Here is a 15,255-nt window from a genome sequence, read left to right as displayed (position 1 = left end):
TCAGGTGCCGGTGGTTACTGGTTGCCGGTGGTTTTTGATGCCGGGTAGGAGTTGAGGAAGAGGTAGGTAAAAAATAAAGATTTCCGGACGGGTACACTGTCGTTTGCACGACTCTATTCGTTAAATTTGCAGGTTCCCGTCGGAACGTACCCGGCCATAATGGTGTTAAATCTTTAATACAGGACGAAAAGAAACACTCGACCGACCTAATTAGCTATGAGCAAAGACGTTGAAATCTTAGAGAGCATCACCAACTCGGAATACAAATATGGTTTCGAGACGCTCTTAGAAGTGGATGAGGCTCCGAAAGGATTGAACGAAGATACAGTACGCTTCATCTCAGCCAAAAAGAACGAACCGGAATGGATGCTGGAATGGCGTCTGAAGGCGTTCCGCATCTGGCAGGAGATGACCGAACCAAAATGGCCGAACGTTACCTATCCGCCGATTGATTATCAGGATATTAAATACTACTCGGCCCCTGTTCAGAAAAAGGAAGTTAAATCACTCGACGATATCGATCCTGAACTCCGCCGCACATTTGAGCGTCTGGGTATTTCCCTCCAGGAACAGGAGCGTCTCTCAGGGGTGGCCGTTGATGCCGTAATTGATTCTGTATCAATCGGTACAACGTTCAAAACCAAGCTGAAAGAGTTAGGTATTATCTTTTGTTCAATCTCTGAAGCTATTCAGGAATATCCGGAGCTGGTACGGGAGTATCTGGGTTCGGTTGTTCCGGCGAAAGATAACTTCTTCACGGCCCTGAACTCTGCCGTTTTCTCAGACGGCTCGTTCTGCTACATCCCGAAAGGGGTACGCTGCCCGATGGAGTTGTCGACCTATTTCCGGATCAACGCAGCCGGTACCGGTCAGTTCGAACGGACGCTGATTGTTGCCGACGAAGGCAGTTATGTAAGCTATCTCGAAGGCTGTACGGCGCCGATGCGTGACGAAAACCAGCTGCACGCCGCTGTGGTTGAGCTGATTGCCGCCAAAGAGGCCGAAATTAAATATTCGACCGTACAGAACTGGTATCCCGGTGATAAAGAAGGTCGTGGCGGTATCTACAACTTCGTTACGAAGCGTGGTATCTGCGATGGCCCGCATTCGAAAATTTCATGGACGCAGGTTGAAACAGGTTCGGCTGTTACGTGGAAATACCCGTCCGTCATTCTGAAAGGAGATTATTCGATCGGGGAGTTTTACTCGGTGGCCGTAACCAACAACATGCAGCAGGCGGATACCGGTACGAAGATGATTCACATTGGTAAAAACACGAAAAGCCGGATTGTATCGAAAGGAATTTCGGCCGGTAAGAGCCATAACTCATACCGTGGCCTGGTCGAAGTGATGAAGCGTGCGGAAAATGCCCGTAACTTCTCGCAGTGTGACTCTTTGTTGCTGGGCGACCGTTGCGGTGCGCACACCTTCCCGTATATCGAGGTGAAAAACCCGACGGCAACGGTAGAACACGAAGCTACCACGTCGAAAATCGGCGAAGATCAGCTGTTCTACTGCAACCAGCGCGGTATCCCGACGGAGCAGGCTGTAGCCCTGATTGTCAATGGATATGCTAAGGAAGTCTTGAATCAATTACCGATGGAGTTTGCCGTTGAGGCGCAGAAACTTCTGGAAATCAGTCTGGAAGGTTCAGTCGGTTAATCGAAAGATTTTGATAAATTTAGAGCCTCTGCAATTGCAGGGGCTTTTTTTGTAGTTTCACTGATATGGAACGTGCTGAAATAATTTCGACTCTAAGAGAGGTATTACCTCAGCTGCAACAGGAATTCGGAATTTACAAAATTGGGTTATTTGGCAGTTATGCCCGTCAACAGCATACTGCAAAGAGTGATATTGATTTGGTGTATGAGCTTGAAGAAGGGAAAACGTTAGGGTTTCGCAATAAGCTGGAAGTAGAAAAGAGGCTGAAAAAAAGGCTGGGAAAGAAAAAAATCGAATTCATCAATTATCGGTATCTTAATCCGGTAATCCGCGTGGAGTTACTTAAAGATGTAATTTATGTTTAGCCATTATAACCTGATTTACATTCTGACCAGCTTACAATCTATTGAACAGATCATTGCTTACAGCGAAGATTTTATTGATTTTAACGAGTTTTTGTGGGCTAACAAGCGACTCAACTTTAATGCTACACTGCAACTGCTGATGGTAATCGGTGAGGAAACCAAAAAGATTGATAATGACCTTAAACGGCAGTATGGGCAAATTCCATGGCGTAGTATTCAGGGCGTTCGTAACCGGATTGCGCATGATTATCGTGGCATAGATCACGAAGAAGTCTATGCAATTGTAATCGAAGAACTAAAGCCACTTAAAAAAGTACTGATTGATATGCTCGGTAAGGTAGACTATGAGCAAAGTACGCTTAACGAGGCACTGAATTCTCCTTATTATAGTGAACTGAGTTATCTGAGGAATAAGGATTAACCCAGCAGCGCCTGCACCATAGCGGTTCCGGCGCGCTCCGAGGCACCTGGCCCACCCATAATGTGCTGAATCTCCCGATAGTCAGCCAGTTGCTGCTCTCGTTTCTGACCACCCGGCAAGATCATCGCCAGTTCGCCCGCCACCTGCATCGGCGTACAATCGTTCTGAATCAACTCCCGTACGATTTCCCGGTTTGCTATCAGATTGACCAGCGAAATAAACGGCACGGCAATCAGTCGTTTGGCAATTTCATAGGATACCCATGTTGTTTTATAGCAAACCACCTGCGGGACATGGAACAGTGCCGTTTCGAGGGTGGCAGTACCCGACGTTACCAGCGCGGCCGTAGCCACATGCAACAGATCATACGCGGCATCATTCACCCGGATTACGTCAGGGTAGTCTGTCAGCAGGTTATCATACAGAGACGCATCGAGGTTACTGACCGTGCCTACAACAAACTGACAGTCCGGAAACTGTCGGGTGGCGGCCAGCATCGCGGGCAGAATGCCGGTGATTTCCTGCTTACGGCTCCCCGGCAAAAGGGCCACCACCGGCTTTGTTGCCGGAATCGTTTTCCGGAAATCCGGGTTTGGCGCGAACTGGCTAATGGCGTCGAGCAGCGGATTACCGACATAGGTCACCTCATAGCCGAACTTACGGAAGAAAGCCGTCTCAAAGGGGAAAATAGTAAACATCCGGTCGACATTTGCCTTTATGTTCAGCGCCCGTTTCTGGTTCCATGCCCAGACTTTCGGAGAGATGTAATAAAAGACCTTGATGCCGTGCTTTTTGGCAAATTTCGCCATCCGCAGGTTAAAGCCGGCGTAATCAATCAGGATCAGCGCATCGGGGCGGTGGGAAAGCAGATCGGCCTGGCATTCGCGCATGATCCGCCGGATGGTGCCCAGATTCTGCACCACCTCCAGAAAGCCCATGAACGCCATATCGCGGTAATGCCGGACAAGGTGGGCACCGGCGGCCTCCATCTGCTCGCCGCCATAGGCGCGGATTGTCGCTCCTTCGTTGTGTTGCCGGATCGCCTTGATCAGATTCGCGCCGTGCAAATCGCCCGACCGTTCACCTGCAATCATGTAGAGGCGAAGGGCCGGGCGCTTATGTGGGTCAGTTGTGTTGTTATTCACCGTAGTAGTCCACGAAATTTTTGGGCGTTTCGTAGAGCCGAATCTGATGCAGGCGTGCTTCGGTAATATCGTGCAGTGCCCGTTCGAGAATTTTCCAGATCTCCATCACCAGCACTTCACAACTGGCGAGTTTTCCCTGCAAAAAGTCAACATCCATATTCAGGTTTTTGTGGTCGAGTTTTTCGATCACTTCCTGTTTTATAATCTGGCCCAGCTTTTTCATATCAATGACAAAACCGGTATCCGGATTCGGTTCTCCTTTGACCGTAACAATCAACTCAAAATTATGCCCGTGAAAATAGGCATTGGCACAAGGCCCGAAAACTTCTTTGTTCTTCTCCTCTGACCAGTTCGGGTTAAATAACCGGTGGGCAGCATTGAAGTGTTCAATGCGATTTACGTATACCATAGATCTGGTTTGTTTAGGGCGGTTTTCCAGAAAACGCCGGGATAATGAACTACAAAATTACGGTAGCTTTAGTTCGCACAAAAGTATTCGGCATTAATTATGGCTTATCTTTAAAAAGTTCTATTTATTCCTTAAAACGTCGATAGCACGCTAAAAAACAATCCCGTAACTTTACGCACCTTTTTTGCACTTTATTCACCTGCCCTTCCACTATTTATATAACCAATATATTCAGAAAACGAGTTTATGATCATTGTTACGGGGGCTGCCGGCTTTATCGGGAGCTGTTTAATCAGCAAGTTGAATCAGGAAAATTTCAATTTTATCATTGCGGTTGACGATTTTTCCTCCCCCGAAAAAGAGGCTAATCTGGCTGATAAGCGTATTCAGGAGAAGGTCGATCGCGAACAGTTTTTCGACTGGCTGGATATTAATTATCACGAAGTAGAGTTTCTGTTTCACATCGGCGCCAGAACTGATACGACAGAGTTTGACTATTACGTTTTTGAGCATTTGAATGTCGAATACTCAAAAAAAATATGGCAGAAATGTATTGATTATCAGATTCCGCTGGTTTATGCATCTTCGGCGGCTACCTATGGTCTCGGTGAGTTAGGCTACGACGATAACGAATCCGTGATTCCGGAGTTGAAACCGTTGAATCCGTACGGAGAGTCGAAAAATGTCTTTGATATCTGGGCGCTGGAACAAGAGCGGAAACCGTTCTTCTGGGCCGGTCTGAAGTTTTTTAATGTCTATGGCCCGAATGAGTACCACAAAGGCCGGATGGCATCGGTAATTTTCCATGCATACCGGCAGATAGGTCAGACGGGTCAGATGCGGCTCTTCCGCTCACATCACCCTGATTTTAAGGACGGTGAGCAGATGCGGGATTTCGTTTACGTGAAAGATGTGGTGGATGTCTGTCTGTTTCTGATGCATCATCGCCGCAATTCGGGGATCTACAACCTGGGTAGCGGGAAAGCACGTACGTTTCTTGATCTGGCTACCAACACCTTTCGCGCCATGGGCCTGGAACCCAACATCGACTTTATCGATACCCCAGCCGATATCCGCGATAAATACCAGTATTTTACGCAGGCGAACATGGCCAAACTCCGGTCAATCGGTTACGACAAGCCATTCCATACCCTGGAAGAAGGCATCGCCGATTATGTGAAGAACTACCTTACCGGGGGGGATTATATGTAGGCTTACGGCCCCGGAGAGTTAAATTCCGGGGCCGTAAATGCTTATAAGCTACTCCCAAATCACTTCAATCACTTCCTGTTTCAGGTCAACCGTCGTCTGACGTTCGTTAGACAGGCGTTTCAGCGTTACTTTTCCGTTAATAATCTTTGCCGCTTCCTGCGTCAGCACGTGCATGTTGTCTTTTTTGTGAAAGACAGATGCCAGTGCTTCGCCGCTGCTGACCGGTACCTGCACTGTTTTACCGCTTGCTTTGATGCTGCGGGTAGTGGCGGGCAGTGGCTGCTTTCTGAGCAGCGCCAGCGCTCTCGATGCCTGCGGAACCCCGTAGCCCACATAATTATTGCCGTAAGGGTAAAGGTGCGATGATTTCTCGATGATCTCAATCAGCTCTTTATTGGTCAGTTTCGGATTGGCCTGCATCAGACAGGCGGCAAAGCCGGTTATCACCGGTGCTGACAGGGAGGTACCGTAAAGCGAGAAGCACGAAACGTTGGGTTTCATATACGGCAATGCCTCAGGGCCGATGCTGCTGTAGCCGATCCGGTTCCAGAGTTTTGAGTTGGTCGCACCGACCGACAGTACTCCTTGCGCGTCGGCGGGGGTAGAGATAATCCGCCAGTTACGGTCTTCGCCTTCGTTGCCGGCCGAAACAATAATCAGCATGCCTTTCTTGTCGGCAGCGATCTGCGCCGCGCGGCTGATCAGACTGGTTTTGCCGTCCATCTCGCGGGTTTCATAGTTTTCTTTCGGGTTGCTGAATCCGCGGGCGTAACCCAGCGAGGTGTTCACAATCCGCACACCCAGGCTGTCGAGCCATTCCATAGCCTGCACCCAGTTATCTTCTTCGCCACGGTATTCGCGGTTGCCCTGGTCGGTGCGGGCGAGGTAAAAGGTGGCGTCGGTGGCCAGCCCGTATTGCAGGTTTTCGCGCGGGTCCTGTCCGGCAATGGCGGCCAGCACTTCGGTACCGTGCAGATCCGACATGGTTTCCATGGTGCGGAACAGGTTGTGTTTTGTCTCGTTCGGATGCACGTAGTCGCGGACCTGCCGGACGCCTTTCCGCTCAAAAATGTGCTTAAGCGCATCGGCTGAGTCGGCGGCGAAGAAACCGGCATCCACAACGCCGATGGTCACAAACCGGCCCGTCAGGCCTGCCTTCGCAAAATCGCCGGCCTGAATCTGGCTCATCACCGGAGCGAGGTGAGGTTTTGCCGCATCATCGCGCAGACCGGTGCTCATGATTTTAATCCGGCTGTCAATCGGTTGAATGGCTTTGACGAATGCCAGCTGCCTGAGCTGATTGATCTGCGCTTCCGACAGCATCGCCGAAACGCCGTTCAGCCATCGGGACTGGCAGAGCGGTTCGATGCCGGCATCGTGCAGCGCTTTGAGACAGATACCTGACAGCGGCAGATCCGTTTCGTCAATGGCCAGACCCTGACTGGTGCGGCGGGTCAGGGCTGCCGCTGAGAGTGCAGGTGCCCTGGCTACGTCTTTCGTATTGAAAAGGATCCAGTATTTCGAGACAGGTTTTTCAGGGGTATGGCTACCAGACGCCGTCAGGCAAAAGGCAGTCATGAACAGAAAGAGGAGGGATGAAAGAACGAATCGCATCGATTGTAACTTAAGTTCAGATACCAACAAACGTGGTTTGGGTTGCTTTTGTTAGCTTACCCGATTGACAGGTGTCAATGGATAAGTACTGGTCACTATTACAGCGTGGTATAACTGCTATGGATAGCTAAGTTACATTCTTACTTTGTTTTATCCAAGATCAGTTTTCGCTGAATGGTACGCAGGGTATATAAAAAAGCCGTAATTTTGGGTAAGTATGACAACAAAGGAATTGAACAAACCCGCGATTACTGCGGACACATTTGCGTTTCAGCGTGAGTTGGCGCAAAACAACAACAGGGAATGGCTTCAGGCAAACCGGAAGCGGTATGAAGCCGCAAAAGCCCAGATTGAGCAACTGGTGACGCGAATTCTGGCCGGTGTAAATACCTTTCAGCCATTGCCGAACACGGAGGTGAAAGATTGTATTTTCCGGATTAACCGTGATATCCGGTTTTCGAAAAATAAAGAACCGTATAAGCTCAATTTTGCGGCGGCTATCGGGCCGGGCGGCCGGCATTCAGGCCGTATCGACTACTATATTCATATCCAGCCCGGTAATGAATCGTTTCTGGGAGCGGGAATGTGGCAGCCGACACCGGCTCAGCTGGCTAAATTCCGGCAGGAAATCGATTACAACGTCGCCGAGCTGAAAGGGATTATTGAAGAGGAAACATTCCGGGCCTATTTTCCCGAAATCTGGGGAGAGGTAATGAAAACAGCCCCCAAAGGTTATACGACCGATCATCCCGATATTGACTTATTACGCCGGAAGCAGTTGTTTTTCATGCACCGCTACAGCGATCAGGATGTGTTGCAGCCCGGTTTTGCCGAAGAAGTAGCGCGGGGCTGTCATCTGCTGAAACCATATTGCGATTTTCTGAATTACCTGTTTTTTGAAGAGGAGTGAGGTATAGATAGCATTACAGGATGGCTATCACAAACAAGAGGCGATCCTGTAATCCTGTCCTGAATAAGTTGACAATGAAAAAAAACGGATTATTGATAATAGTGCTGCTGGTGGCCCTGTGTTCCGGAGCGATGGCCCAGACCCAGACGCCGGCCATACGTCAGGGGTATCTCTATAAGGTTGAGACAACGGTGCCGAACCGCCGGATTTATGTGTGCTGCCAGCGGCCGGTCAATGACAGCGGTCAATTAGTGGGTACCGGTAATCTGGAGACCCAGTTGGTGCAGAGTTTTGCCAATATCACCAAAACGCTTGCTACAGTCGGCATGACGCCCGAACATATTGTGCAGGTCACCTACCACCTTACCAACGACCAGAACAAAAGCACGGTGAACAGTGAAATTGTTAATCGGGTCGCGGCTACGTACTTCAATCAGAACAAGGCCGGTGGCATTTCCAGAATCTCTGAACTTAAAAATGTACCACAACAGGTACGCGAAGATGTAATAATTGAGGTTGAGGTAATTGCCATCAAAAACTAGCATAACCCCTGAATAAGTGCTCATACGGCTATTTATTCGATAGGGCCGTTGGATAACACAGCTTCAATAAGCGTATAGTTTGACCGTTTAAAAAACAGGAAAAATTATACTCAACGAAAACTGTGCGACTGGTACTTAGTGTGATGGCGATGCTGTTGGGGCCGCTTACCGGATTGGCGCAACTGAATGGCGGCGTGTCGGTTTCGAGCGGAATAGCCAATATAAAGCAAGGTCGGCGGAACGCAGCGGAGTTGTACACACTGGCGATGCCGGCCAGTGTGGCAATCGGGCATGTGTTCCCCGCATTTCATAATGATCTCTCGCTGCTGGTTTATGCCCGGACCGAATTCGGGGTGGGCAAGGGGGCCGCACTTGGCCCCGGGATGCGGGTCTATTCGACAAACGGACTTGGCGAGCAGTCAAGCCTGAAACCGTATCTGGATATTTATCTTACGTTTGTGCAGTTTGCCGGTCAGCGCGAAATCCCGGTTCAATACCGTAGCTCCAATACGTTTGCTTCAGTCGGGGTGAGCTACAATCTCTTTGATTTTCATACGATTGACATCTTTCTGGGCCTCATTGACCGGATGGACAACCGTGATTTTGCTACGGGCAACCGGCATGGCTCCTACATCGGCCTTGGCTACTCCTTTATTATGCCGTCGGATCATCATCATAACCGCTCGCCGCGTCCTTACCGGCCAAAGCGCCGGAAAATGACCTCATGTCCGTACCGGTATCGCTGGTAGCGGTTAACCGGCAAGTAACTGCGTCGAGCGGCGGGGTATCAGCACTGAGGGGATACATTGTAGGGGGAGCATTGTACGGAGGCTTTTCCGTTCAATAAGGCCGAAGAGTGTCCGGGCGGCGGCCTCGCCCATGTCGAATGCGGGTTGGGTAATGGTCGAAAGCGACGGATTGAGCAGGGGGGCTGTCTCCAGATTCGAAAAACTGATGACTTTAAGTTGTTCAGGAATTGACAGGTGCAGCTTTTCGCAGAGCTGGTAGGTGAGAATCGCTGTTTTTTCCACCGAGGCCACAATGCCGTCAGGCGCCTTCGGACCGGTGAGGAGCTGAGTCATGATGGCTTCCTGGTCGGCAGCATGGGCCGGAAGGGTGAGCATGAGATCCGGTTCTGAAGGCAGGTGGCTGTCTGTCAGAGCGTTGAGGTAGCCCTGTTGCCGTTGCCGGGTAATAGACAAACTGTCTGAAACCGATAAAAACGCAATACGGCGGCACTGCTGCCGGATCAGGTGCTGCGTAGCCAGGTAACCGCTTTCGAGATCATTGGTCGTAATCAGCGGCAAGGTGGTCCCTTCAAAAATGCGGTCAAACAACACAACAGGAATGCCTTTGCGTTCGAGTGCCGTTACATGATCGATGTGTGTGGTCTGACCTGATAACGAGATAATCAGCCCGTCGACGCGGCCGCTCTGGAAATCGTGCAGAATGGTCTGTTCTTTCGTCAACGATTCATAGGTCAGGTAAATCAGGGTGTGGTAGCCCTTTTGCTGCGCGACCACCTCAATGCCTTTCATCGCCAGTGTAAAAAAGCTGTCGGCTACTTCCGGAATGACAACGGCGATGATTTTGCTCCGCTTCCGGCGCAGGCTGCTGGCGTGCGGATTCGGAACGTAATCCAGTTCACGGGCAAGCTGCCAGACACGCTGTTTGGTTTCGGGACTGATTTCGTGACTGTCCTGCAACGCTTTCGAAACGGTGGAGACTGACAGACCAAGGGCGCTGGCCAGTGTTTTTAAATTAATGGTTTGCATGGAGGCCGGTTTACGAAAACGATTTCGTAAATAAAGCAAAACAGATCTTATAAAAGTGCCAATAAAGTCGATTAGCTTAGTGTCCTGAACATAAGACGACGACTTTTAAGCGTTTCACCCTATAAACATACAACAGTCATGAGTACGTTGAGCGCAGCAGAACAAAATCCTTTAGCCAGTCTGGACGTTTGGGAAGACGATCTGCTGGAGCGTTACCCTGATCCGGAAGCTATTGCCCAGGGAAAAACTACTGAAGAATACCGGAACTACGAAAATCCGGGCCGTGATACCGTACGCGAATTTTACCGCCTGAATCATACCTACCAAACGTATGATTTCGTGCTGGAAAAAGAGCGTGAATTCCTGAAGTTCGATAAAAAGGAAATGCCGGTCTGGGATGCATTCACGTTCCTGAATCAGCTGGTTGATGACTCTGACCCGGATACCGATCTGGATCAGCTGCAGCACTTACTGCAAACCTCGGAAGCGATCCGCGCCGATGGTCACCCCGACTGGATGGTGCTGGTTGGTCTGTTGCATGATATGGGTAAAGTTCTTTGTCTGTTTGGCGAGCCACAGTGGGCTGTTGTCGGTGACACCTTCCCGGTAGGCTGTGCGCATTCAGACAAAATTGTGTATCCTGAGTTTTTCAAGGCCAATCCGGATACATACGACGAACGTTACAATACAAAATACGGCGTTTATACGCCAAACTGCGGTCTTCGCAACGTGCATATGTCGTGGGGTCATGATGAGTATGTGTACCAGATGGTGAAAGACCACCTGCCGGAGCAGGGGCTGTACATGCTGCGTTACCACTCATTCTACCCGCAGCACCGCGAAAATGCGTACGACCACCTGATGGACGACCATGACCGCGAAATGTTCAAATGGGTGAATCTGTTTAATCCGTACGACTTGTATTCGAAGAACCCGACGCCGCCAAACTGGACGGAGCTGCGGCCTTATTACGAAGATCTGGTAGCGAAATACCTGCCGGCAACATTGAAATTCTAAGGTGTGTGTTATATAGTAATGAAGCAGCCCCAGCCATTTTGGCTGGGGTTACTTGTTTCAGGGCTATCCGCAAAACCGGATTGCCGGTTACGGGTTTTATGAGTACATTCGTTTTTACAACAAAGCGCGCCATGACTACAATTGTCGTTCAGAACAAACCCCGTCGCCGGTCAAAAATACCGGCCGGACTCATCTACGAAACGCTCAACGGGCGCCCTCTGTACTACAAGGGCTATAAAGAGGTATTATCCGGTCAGAGAACTCCCGAAACCATTATGGGAAGCAGTTCATTACAGGCAGCGTTGGTATCCGTAATTCTTGGCAAGCTTGCGACATTACCTGATCGTGGAAACTATTTGTTAGCCTCCAACAGAGTGATTACCCGGTTAGATCAAAATACTTCTCTTGTTAATGCCGTTGCTGTTTTTGAAAGAAAAGGCCTTACGCTTGGGGATGTTTGTTTTCAGGTGCCGCCTAAAATGACCATTGATGTAGACGTTCAGGTAGATGTACGAGACTTTGCTGCAAAGGAGCAAAGTTATGTGTACGAGAAAACGGAGAAGCTGCTCGGGTTTGGCGTCGGGCAGGTAATCTGGATTACGACACAGCCCCGGAAGGTATTGGTGGCCGGCCGTGATGCGCACTGGATTACCCACAACTGGGACGTGCCGGTTACGTTACTGAACGGCATCGACCTGAATCTGGCCGCTCTGGTCGAGGAGGAAGGGATTCAGTTTTGACCCGCAAAACCATGCCTTAGCGGCTGCACTAAAGCATGGAACGTGTTACATACATCTTTAACTGCGTTTGTAATGCAGCTGCGTCAGCCCCTTCTCAAAAGATTTAGCGCTGATCAGTGTCAGGTTTGTTTTGGCAAACCCCGGTTTAAATAGCGGGATACCATCGCCCAGCAGAATCGGGATGACAGAAATGTAAAATTCGTCAATCAGGCCGGCTGTCAACATCTCATGCACAACTTCAGCACCTCCGTCGACAAAAATATCTTTACCTGCTTCCTGTTTTAACCGGGTGACCAGTTCGATTAGGTTACCGGTATAAAATTGAACTGAGCCAATGGCTTCGCGTGGAGTACGCGTGATGATGTAGGTGTTTTTGTTGGCATGCGGGAACTCACTCACTAAGGTCATCACCTTATCATAGGTTTTGCGGCCAAGAATGACGGTGTCTACGCCCTGCACAAACGCACCATAGCCGTAATCTTCGCCTTCCTGCTCGACAATTGATAAAAACTCAAGGCCATCGTTTGGGGTAGCGATATAGCCGTCCAGGCTCATCGCAATGAAGAGAATTACGTTTCGGGAAGATTGCATATTTGTTGCTCCTGTTGACTGAAGTGCAAAGATAGAATGAACAAATAAGGTAACGAAAGCGGGTAAAAAAAAGGCTGCCGGAACATTGTACCGGCAGCCCTATAGAACGGAATGATATTCCGATCATTTGTATTGTCCCAAACAGAATAACATTCCGTTTTACAGACCCAGTACCTTTTTGTTGAACGCTTCGTCGGCACCGGTGCCGGCAAAGTCGTCGAATGCACGCTCAGTCACACGAATGATGTGATCGGCGATGAACGGAGCACCTTCAGCCGCGCCTTGCTCGGGGTGTTTCAGGGCACATTCCCATTCCAGAACGGCCCAGCCATCGTAATTGTACTGTGCCAGCTTGCTGAAAATGCCGCTGAAATCAACCTGACCGTCGCCCAGTGAACGGAATCGCCCGGCACGCTCTACCCATCCCTGGAAGCCACCGTAGACACCTTGCTTACCCGTCGGGTTGAACTCGGCGTCTTTTACGTGGAACGCGAAAATGCGCTCGTGGTAGAAGTCGATGAACTGCAGGTAGTCGAGGCACTGCAATACGAAGTGGCTCGGATCATAGTTGATACCTGCCCGCTTGTGGCCACCCACAGCGTCGAGGAACATCTCAAACGTGACCCCGTCGTGTACGTCTTCGCCCGGGTGCAGCTCATAGCCAACGTTTACGCCTGCGTCTTCGAACGCGTTCAGGATCGGCAGCCACCGCTGACCCAGTTCCTGAAAGCCTGTTTCGACCAGGCCCGCCGGCCGCTGCGGCCACGGGTACATAAACGGCCACAGGAGTGCTCCCGAGAACGTTACGTGCGAGGTCAGGCCGAGGTTCTGGCTGGCTTTAGCGGCCATGATCAATTGGTCGGTTGCCCAGGCTTGCTGTTCTTTCGGGCTGTTGGCCAGCTCGGCCGGGCCGAAACCGGCAAACATCGGCGCATAGGCTGGGTGAACGGCCACCAGCTGTCCCTGCAGGTGGGTTGACAGCTCGGTTATTTCGACGCCGATCTCCAGTAACTTGCCTTTATAGTCGTCGCAATACGTTTTGCTTTCCGACGCCTGTTTCAGGTCGATCATGCGCGGATCCCAGGTCGGGATCTGAATGCCTTTATAGCCGAGGTCGGCCATGTATTTGGCAATGGACTCCAGACTATTAAATGGGGCCGTATCCCCTAAAAACTGCGCCAGAAATATGGCAGGACCTTTTAGTGTTGTCATGATGTATTGAGTGAGTTGTGATTGAGTGATTGAGTGAACATTAACCACCGCTGTTGCTTCTTGACTTTGCAAGGATTTTCAGCAGTTGTGAACCTTCATCCATTAAATCACTCAAGCGGTTTTCTGGTATAATCCCGGCGAAAACAAAAGTTTCCAGCCAGAAAAGTGATTCATCAAGCTCCTCTATAACAATGCTGAGTTTGGCAAAAAACTCATTCCGGCTTCTTGCCCGTCTAACAGCGCGATAGTTTGCCGCAGCAGATGAAGAGCAGCGCACAAGCTGTTTACCGAAGTGTTGAGCGTCGAATGCCTGGGGAAGTGCACGAAACACATGCAGATTTCGAAGCATAAACGTCTTTAGTCTTTGTTCTATGCCATCGGCAAAGTCACCTTTAGAAAGTCGTTGCTGTTCCATGTGCGTTTGTTACGATGCCTGCACTCAATCACTCATTCGCTCAATCACTCATTAATTACACCTCAACCCACGCCTGTTTGCGGTTGGATTCGAGGATTTTCTCGCAGATGAGCAGCTCGCGGTAACCGTCGGCGAATGTCGGGAATGTCGGGTTTTCGGGCTGCTTGCCGGCGGCAATGGCCTCATAAACCTCCTTGAACATCTGCTTCGAGGTATCCGGGAAGCCTTCGTTGTGGCCGCCCGGGAATGAGACTACCGAACGGGCTTCGGCATGCATCAGCGACGGGTCACGCATCAGCGATTCGTTGTAGCCGTCGCGGTTACCGATCCACATCTCGTTGGGTGCTTCCGAGTTCCAGGCAAAGGTTTTCTTCGAGCCGGCAATCTCCAGTTTCATCTGATTTTTGCGGCCCGCCGATACCTGCGATACGGTAATGACCCCCCGGTTGCCGTTGTCGAAACGCAGCAATACGTTGGCGTGATCTTCGGTATTGATCGGGACGTCTGCATAATCTTCCGGCTGCAGCATTTTGCCTGAGTAAGTCTCAACCGGCTTCAGCGGCTTTTTCCGTGTTTTATGAATCGTATTGAAGTCGGCCATAACCGCTACCGTTTTCAGGCCGGTGATGTACTCGATGATATCCATCAGGTGAGAACCGATGTCGGCAATCGCGCGGGAGTCGCCTGACTTGTCCGGCTCCAGACGCCAGTTGTAATCGGTTTCGTAGAACAGCCAGTCCTGCAGGTACGAACCAATGATCGAATACACCTCGCCAAGGTCGCCTTTTTCCCGCATCACCTTCATCTGACGGGCGAGCGGATAGTAGCGCAGGTTGAAGTGCACGGCATTGACTAAACCGGTTTCGGCCGCCAGTTGTACGAGTTCTTCGGCTTCGGCTAAATCTTTGGCTAATGGTTTTTCGCAGATCACATGTTTGCCGGCCAGCAGAGCGGCTTTCGACTGCGAATAGTGAAGGAAGTTTGGTGTACAGATATGAATCGCCTGAATGTCTTCCTGCTTCAGCAGCTCTTCAAACGTGTACGCCCGTGCGATACCCAGCTGAGCGGCTTTCGCTTCGGCCAATTCCTGGCTTACTTCGCAAAGAGCAGCTACTTCGACATTGGGTAAACGGCGGAGGGCTTCAATGTGTGCAGGTCCGATAAAGCCTGTACCAACAACACCAACTTTAATTTTTGACATGAGTAATGAAAAGAGTGAAAGGGT

General features: G+C 50.2%; 17 protein-coding genes. 9 read left to right on the top strand and 8 right to left on the bottom strand.

What is annotated here, in order from left to right; genetic code table 11:
* Nucleotides 1-216 precede the first annotated feature (216 nt).
* From sufB to BLX24_RS08545, 3 genes are all read left to right on the top strand, one after another.
* Nucleotides 217-1,662, top strand: coding sequence for a Fe-S cluster assembly protein SufB (gene sufB / locus BLX24_RS08555; RefSeq protein ID WP_071502686.1), 1,446 nt, complete (start codon nt 217-219; stop codon nt 1,660-1,662).
* A gap of 65 nt (nt 1,663-1,727) precedes the next feature.
* Nucleotides 1,728-2,027 carry a nucleotidyltransferase family protein gene (locus BLX24_RS08550; protein WP_071502685.1) on the top strand — a complete coding sequence of 100 codons (300 nt, stop codon included), beginning with the start codon at nt 1,728-1,730 and terminating at the stop codon, nt 2,025-2,027.
* Nucleotides 2,020-2,448, top strand: coding sequence for a HepT-like ribonuclease domain-containing protein (locus BLX24_RS08545; RefSeq protein WP_071502684.1), 429 nt, complete (start codon nt 2,020-2,022; stop codon nt 2,446-2,448). The genes BLX24_RS08550 and BLX24_RS08545 overlap by 8 nt, the downstream gene beginning before the upstream one ends.
* Here BLX24_RS08545 and lpxB read toward each other — a convergent pair.
* Together lpxB and BLX24_RS08535 are read right to left on the bottom strand one after the other, a co-directional pair.
* Nucleotides 2,445-3,542, bottom strand: a complete 1,098-nt coding sequence (gene lpxB, locus BLX24_RS08540) for a lipid-A-disaccharide synthase (protein WP_071502683.1) — start codon at nt 3,540-3,542, stop codon at nt 2,445-2,447. The two genes, BLX24_RS08545 and lpxB, sit on opposite strands and share 4 nt — an antisense overlap.
* Nucleotides 3,543-3,585: 43 nt before the next feature.
* Complete coding sequence (locus tag BLX24_RS08535; protein ID WP_071502682.1) at nt 3,586-4,002, bottom strand: 6-pyruvoyl trahydropterin synthase family protein; 417 nt, start codon at nt 4,000-4,002, stop codon at nt 3,586-3,588.
* Between the two features lie 246 nt (nt 4,003-4,248).
* On the opposite strand from BLX24_RS08535, the gene rfaD reads away from it, so the two are divergent.
* A complete protein-coding gene (rfaD, locus tag BLX24_RS08530) occupies nt 4,249-5,214 on the top strand; it encodes an ADP-glyceromanno-heptose 6-epimerase (protein ID WP_071502681.1) in 966 nt (321 codons plus the stop codon).
* Between the two features lie 48 nt (nt 5,215-5,262).
* On the opposite strand, the gene BLX24_RS08525 is transcribed toward rfaD, so the two are convergent.
* Nucleotides 5,263-6,792 (bottom strand): S8 family serine peptidase, encoded by a 1,530-nt coding sequence (locus tag BLX24_RS08525; protein ID WP_071502804.1) that lies wholly within the window; start codon nt 6,790-6,792, stop codon nt 5,263-5,265.
* A gap of 253 nt (nt 6,793-7,045) precedes the next feature.
* Here BLX24_RS08525 and BLX24_RS08520 point away from each other — a divergent pair, with 253 nt between their 5' ends.
* From BLX24_RS08520 to BLX24_RS08510, 3 genes are all read left to right on the top strand, one after another.
* Nucleotides 7,046-7,738, top strand: a complete 693-nt coding sequence (locus BLX24_RS08520) for a DUF2461 domain-containing protein (RefSeq protein ID WP_143092612.1) — start codon at nt 7,046-7,048, stop codon at nt 7,736-7,738.
* A 74-nt stretch (nt 7,739-7,812) separates the two neighbouring features.
* On the top strand, nt 7,813-8,280 hold the full coding sequence (locus BLX24_RS08515) for a RidA family protein (RefSeq protein WP_071502680.1): 468 nt from the start codon (nt 7,813-7,815) through the stop codon (nt 8,278-8,280).
* Between the two features lie 122 nt (nt 8,281-8,402).
* Nucleotides 8,403-9,029 (top strand): hypothetical protein, encoded by a 627-nt coding sequence (locus tag BLX24_RS08510; RefSeq protein WP_143092611.1) that lies wholly within the window; start codon nt 8,403-8,405, stop codon nt 9,027-9,029.
* Between the two features lie 3 nt (nt 9,030-9,032).
* Here the strand turns inward: BLX24_RS08510 and BLX24_RS08505 are convergent, their stop codons facing one another.
* On the bottom strand, nt 9,033-10,055 hold the full coding sequence (locus BLX24_RS08505) for a LacI family DNA-binding transcriptional regulator (protein ID WP_071502678.1): 1,023 nt from the start codon (nt 10,053-10,055) through the stop codon (nt 9,033-9,035).
* A gap of 138 nt (nt 10,056-10,193) precedes the next feature.
* On the opposite strand from BLX24_RS08505, the gene BLX24_RS08500 reads away from it, so the two are divergent.
* Together BLX24_RS08500 and BLX24_RS08495 are read left to right on the top strand one after the other, a co-directional pair.
* Entirely contained in the window at nt 10,194-11,072 is an 879-nt protein-coding gene (locus BLX24_RS08500; protein ID WP_071502677.1) for an inositol oxygenase family protein, read from the top strand.
* 131 nt (nt 11,073-11,203) lie between these two features.
* On the top strand, nt 11,204-11,812 hold the full coding sequence (locus BLX24_RS08495; RefSeq protein WP_071502802.1) for a hypothetical protein: 609 nt from the start codon (nt 11,204-11,206) through the stop codon (nt 11,810-11,812).
* Nucleotides 11,813-11,869: 57 nt separating this feature from the next.
* On the opposite strand, the gene BLX24_RS08490 is transcribed toward BLX24_RS08495, so the two are convergent.
* The 4 genes from BLX24_RS08490 to BLX24_RS08475 all read right to left on the bottom strand — a co-directional run bounded on the left by BLX24_RS08490 (nt 11,870) and on the right by BLX24_RS08475 (nt 15,231).
* Nucleotides 11,870-12,403: a dihydrofolate reductase family protein gene (locus tag BLX24_RS08490; protein ID WP_071502676.1), complete on the bottom strand. Its 534-nt coding sequence runs from the start codon at nt 12,401-12,403 to the stop codon at nt 11,870-11,872.
* A gap of 159 nt (nt 12,404-12,562) precedes the next feature.
* Nucleotides 12,563-13,615 carry a sugar phosphate isomerase/epimerase family protein gene (locus tag BLX24_RS08485; RefSeq protein WP_071502675.1) on the bottom strand — a complete coding sequence of 351 codons (1,053 nt, stop codon included), beginning with the start codon at nt 13,613-13,615 and terminating at the stop codon, nt 12,563-12,565.
* Nucleotides 13,616-13,655: 40 nt separating this feature from the next.
* Entirely contained in the window at nt 13,656-14,030 is a 375-nt protein-coding gene (locus BLX24_RS08480) for a four helix bundle protein (protein WP_071502674.1), read from the bottom strand.
* Nucleotides 14,031-14,085: 55 nt separating this feature from the next.
* Nucleotides 14,086-15,231: a Gfo/Idh/MocA family protein gene (locus BLX24_RS08475; RefSeq protein WP_071502673.1), complete on the bottom strand. Its 1,146-nt coding sequence runs from the start codon at nt 15,229-15,231 to the stop codon at nt 14,086-14,088.
* Between the last annotated feature and the right edge of the window lie 24 nt (nt 15,232-15,255).

This window comes from Arsenicibacter rosenii, assembly GCF_001870735.1.
Taxonomy (GTDB): domain Bacteria; phylum Bacteroidota; class Bacteroidia; order Cytophagales; family Spirosomataceae; genus Arsenicibacter; species Arsenicibacter rosenii.
Note: the sequence above shows the minus strand (reverse complement) of the source record. Positions and strands in the feature narration are given on the sequence as shown.

Excerpts from the sequence above, each read along its gene's own strand:
- sufB (WP_071502686.1), top strand. The coding sequence starts at position 217 with ATGAGCAAAGACGTTGAAATCTTAGAGAGCATCACCAACTCGGAATAC.
- BLX24_RS08550 (WP_071502685.1), top strand. The coding sequence starts at position 1,728 with ATGGAACGTGCTGAAATAATTTCGACTCTAAGAGAGGTATTACCTCAG.
- BLX24_RS08545 (WP_071502684.1), top strand. The coding sequence starts at position 2,020 with ATGTTTAGCCATTATAACCTGATTTACATTCTGACCAGCTTACAATCT.
- lpxB (WP_071502683.1), bottom strand. The coding sequence starts at position 3,542 with ATGATTGCAGGTGAACGGTCGGGCGATTTGCACGGCGCGAATCTGATC.
- BLX24_RS08535 (WP_071502682.1), bottom strand. The coding sequence starts at position 4,002 with ATGGTATACGTAAATCGCATTGAACACTTCAATGCTGCCCACCGGTTA.
- rfaD (WP_071502681.1), top strand. The coding sequence starts at position 4,249 with ATGATCATTGTTACGGGGGCTGCCGGCTTTATCGGGAGCTGTTTAATC.
- BLX24_RS08525 (WP_071502804.1), bottom strand. The coding sequence starts at position 6,792 with ATGACTGCCTTTTGCCTGACGGCGTCTGGTAGCCATACCCCTGAAAAA.
- BLX24_RS08520 (WP_143092612.1), top strand. The coding sequence starts at position 7,046 with ATGACAACAAAGGAATTGAACAAACCCGCGATTACTGCGGACACATTT.
- BLX24_RS08515 (WP_071502680.1), top strand. The coding sequence starts at position 7,813 with ATGAAAAAAAACGGATTATTGATAATAGTGCTGCTGGTGGCCCTGTGT.
- BLX24_RS08505 (WP_071502678.1), bottom strand. The coding sequence starts at position 10,055 with ATGCAAACCATTAATTTAAAAACACTGGCCAGCGCCCTTGGTCTGTCA.
- BLX24_RS08500 (WP_071502677.1), top strand. The coding sequence starts at position 10,194 with ATGAGTACGTTGAGCGCAGCAGAACAAAATCCTTTAGCCAGTCTGGAC.
- BLX24_RS08495 (WP_071502802.1), top strand. The coding sequence starts at position 11,204 with ATGACTACAATTGTCGTTCAGAACAAACCCCGTCGCCGGTCAAAAATA.
- BLX24_RS08490 (WP_071502676.1), bottom strand. The coding sequence starts at position 12,403 with ATGCAATCTTCCCGAAACGTAATTCTCTTCATTGCGATGAGCCTGGAC.
- BLX24_RS08485 (WP_071502675.1), bottom strand. The coding sequence starts at position 13,615 with ATGACAACACTAAAAGGTCCTGCCATATTTCTGGCGCAGTTTTTAGGG.
- BLX24_RS08480 (WP_071502674.1), bottom strand. The coding sequence starts at position 14,030 with ATGGAACAGCAACGACTTTCTAAAGGTGACTTTGCCGATGGCATAGAA.
- BLX24_RS08475 (WP_071502673.1), bottom strand. The coding sequence starts at position 15,231 with ATGTCAAAAATTAAAGTTGGTGTTGTTGGTACAGGCTTTATCGGACCT.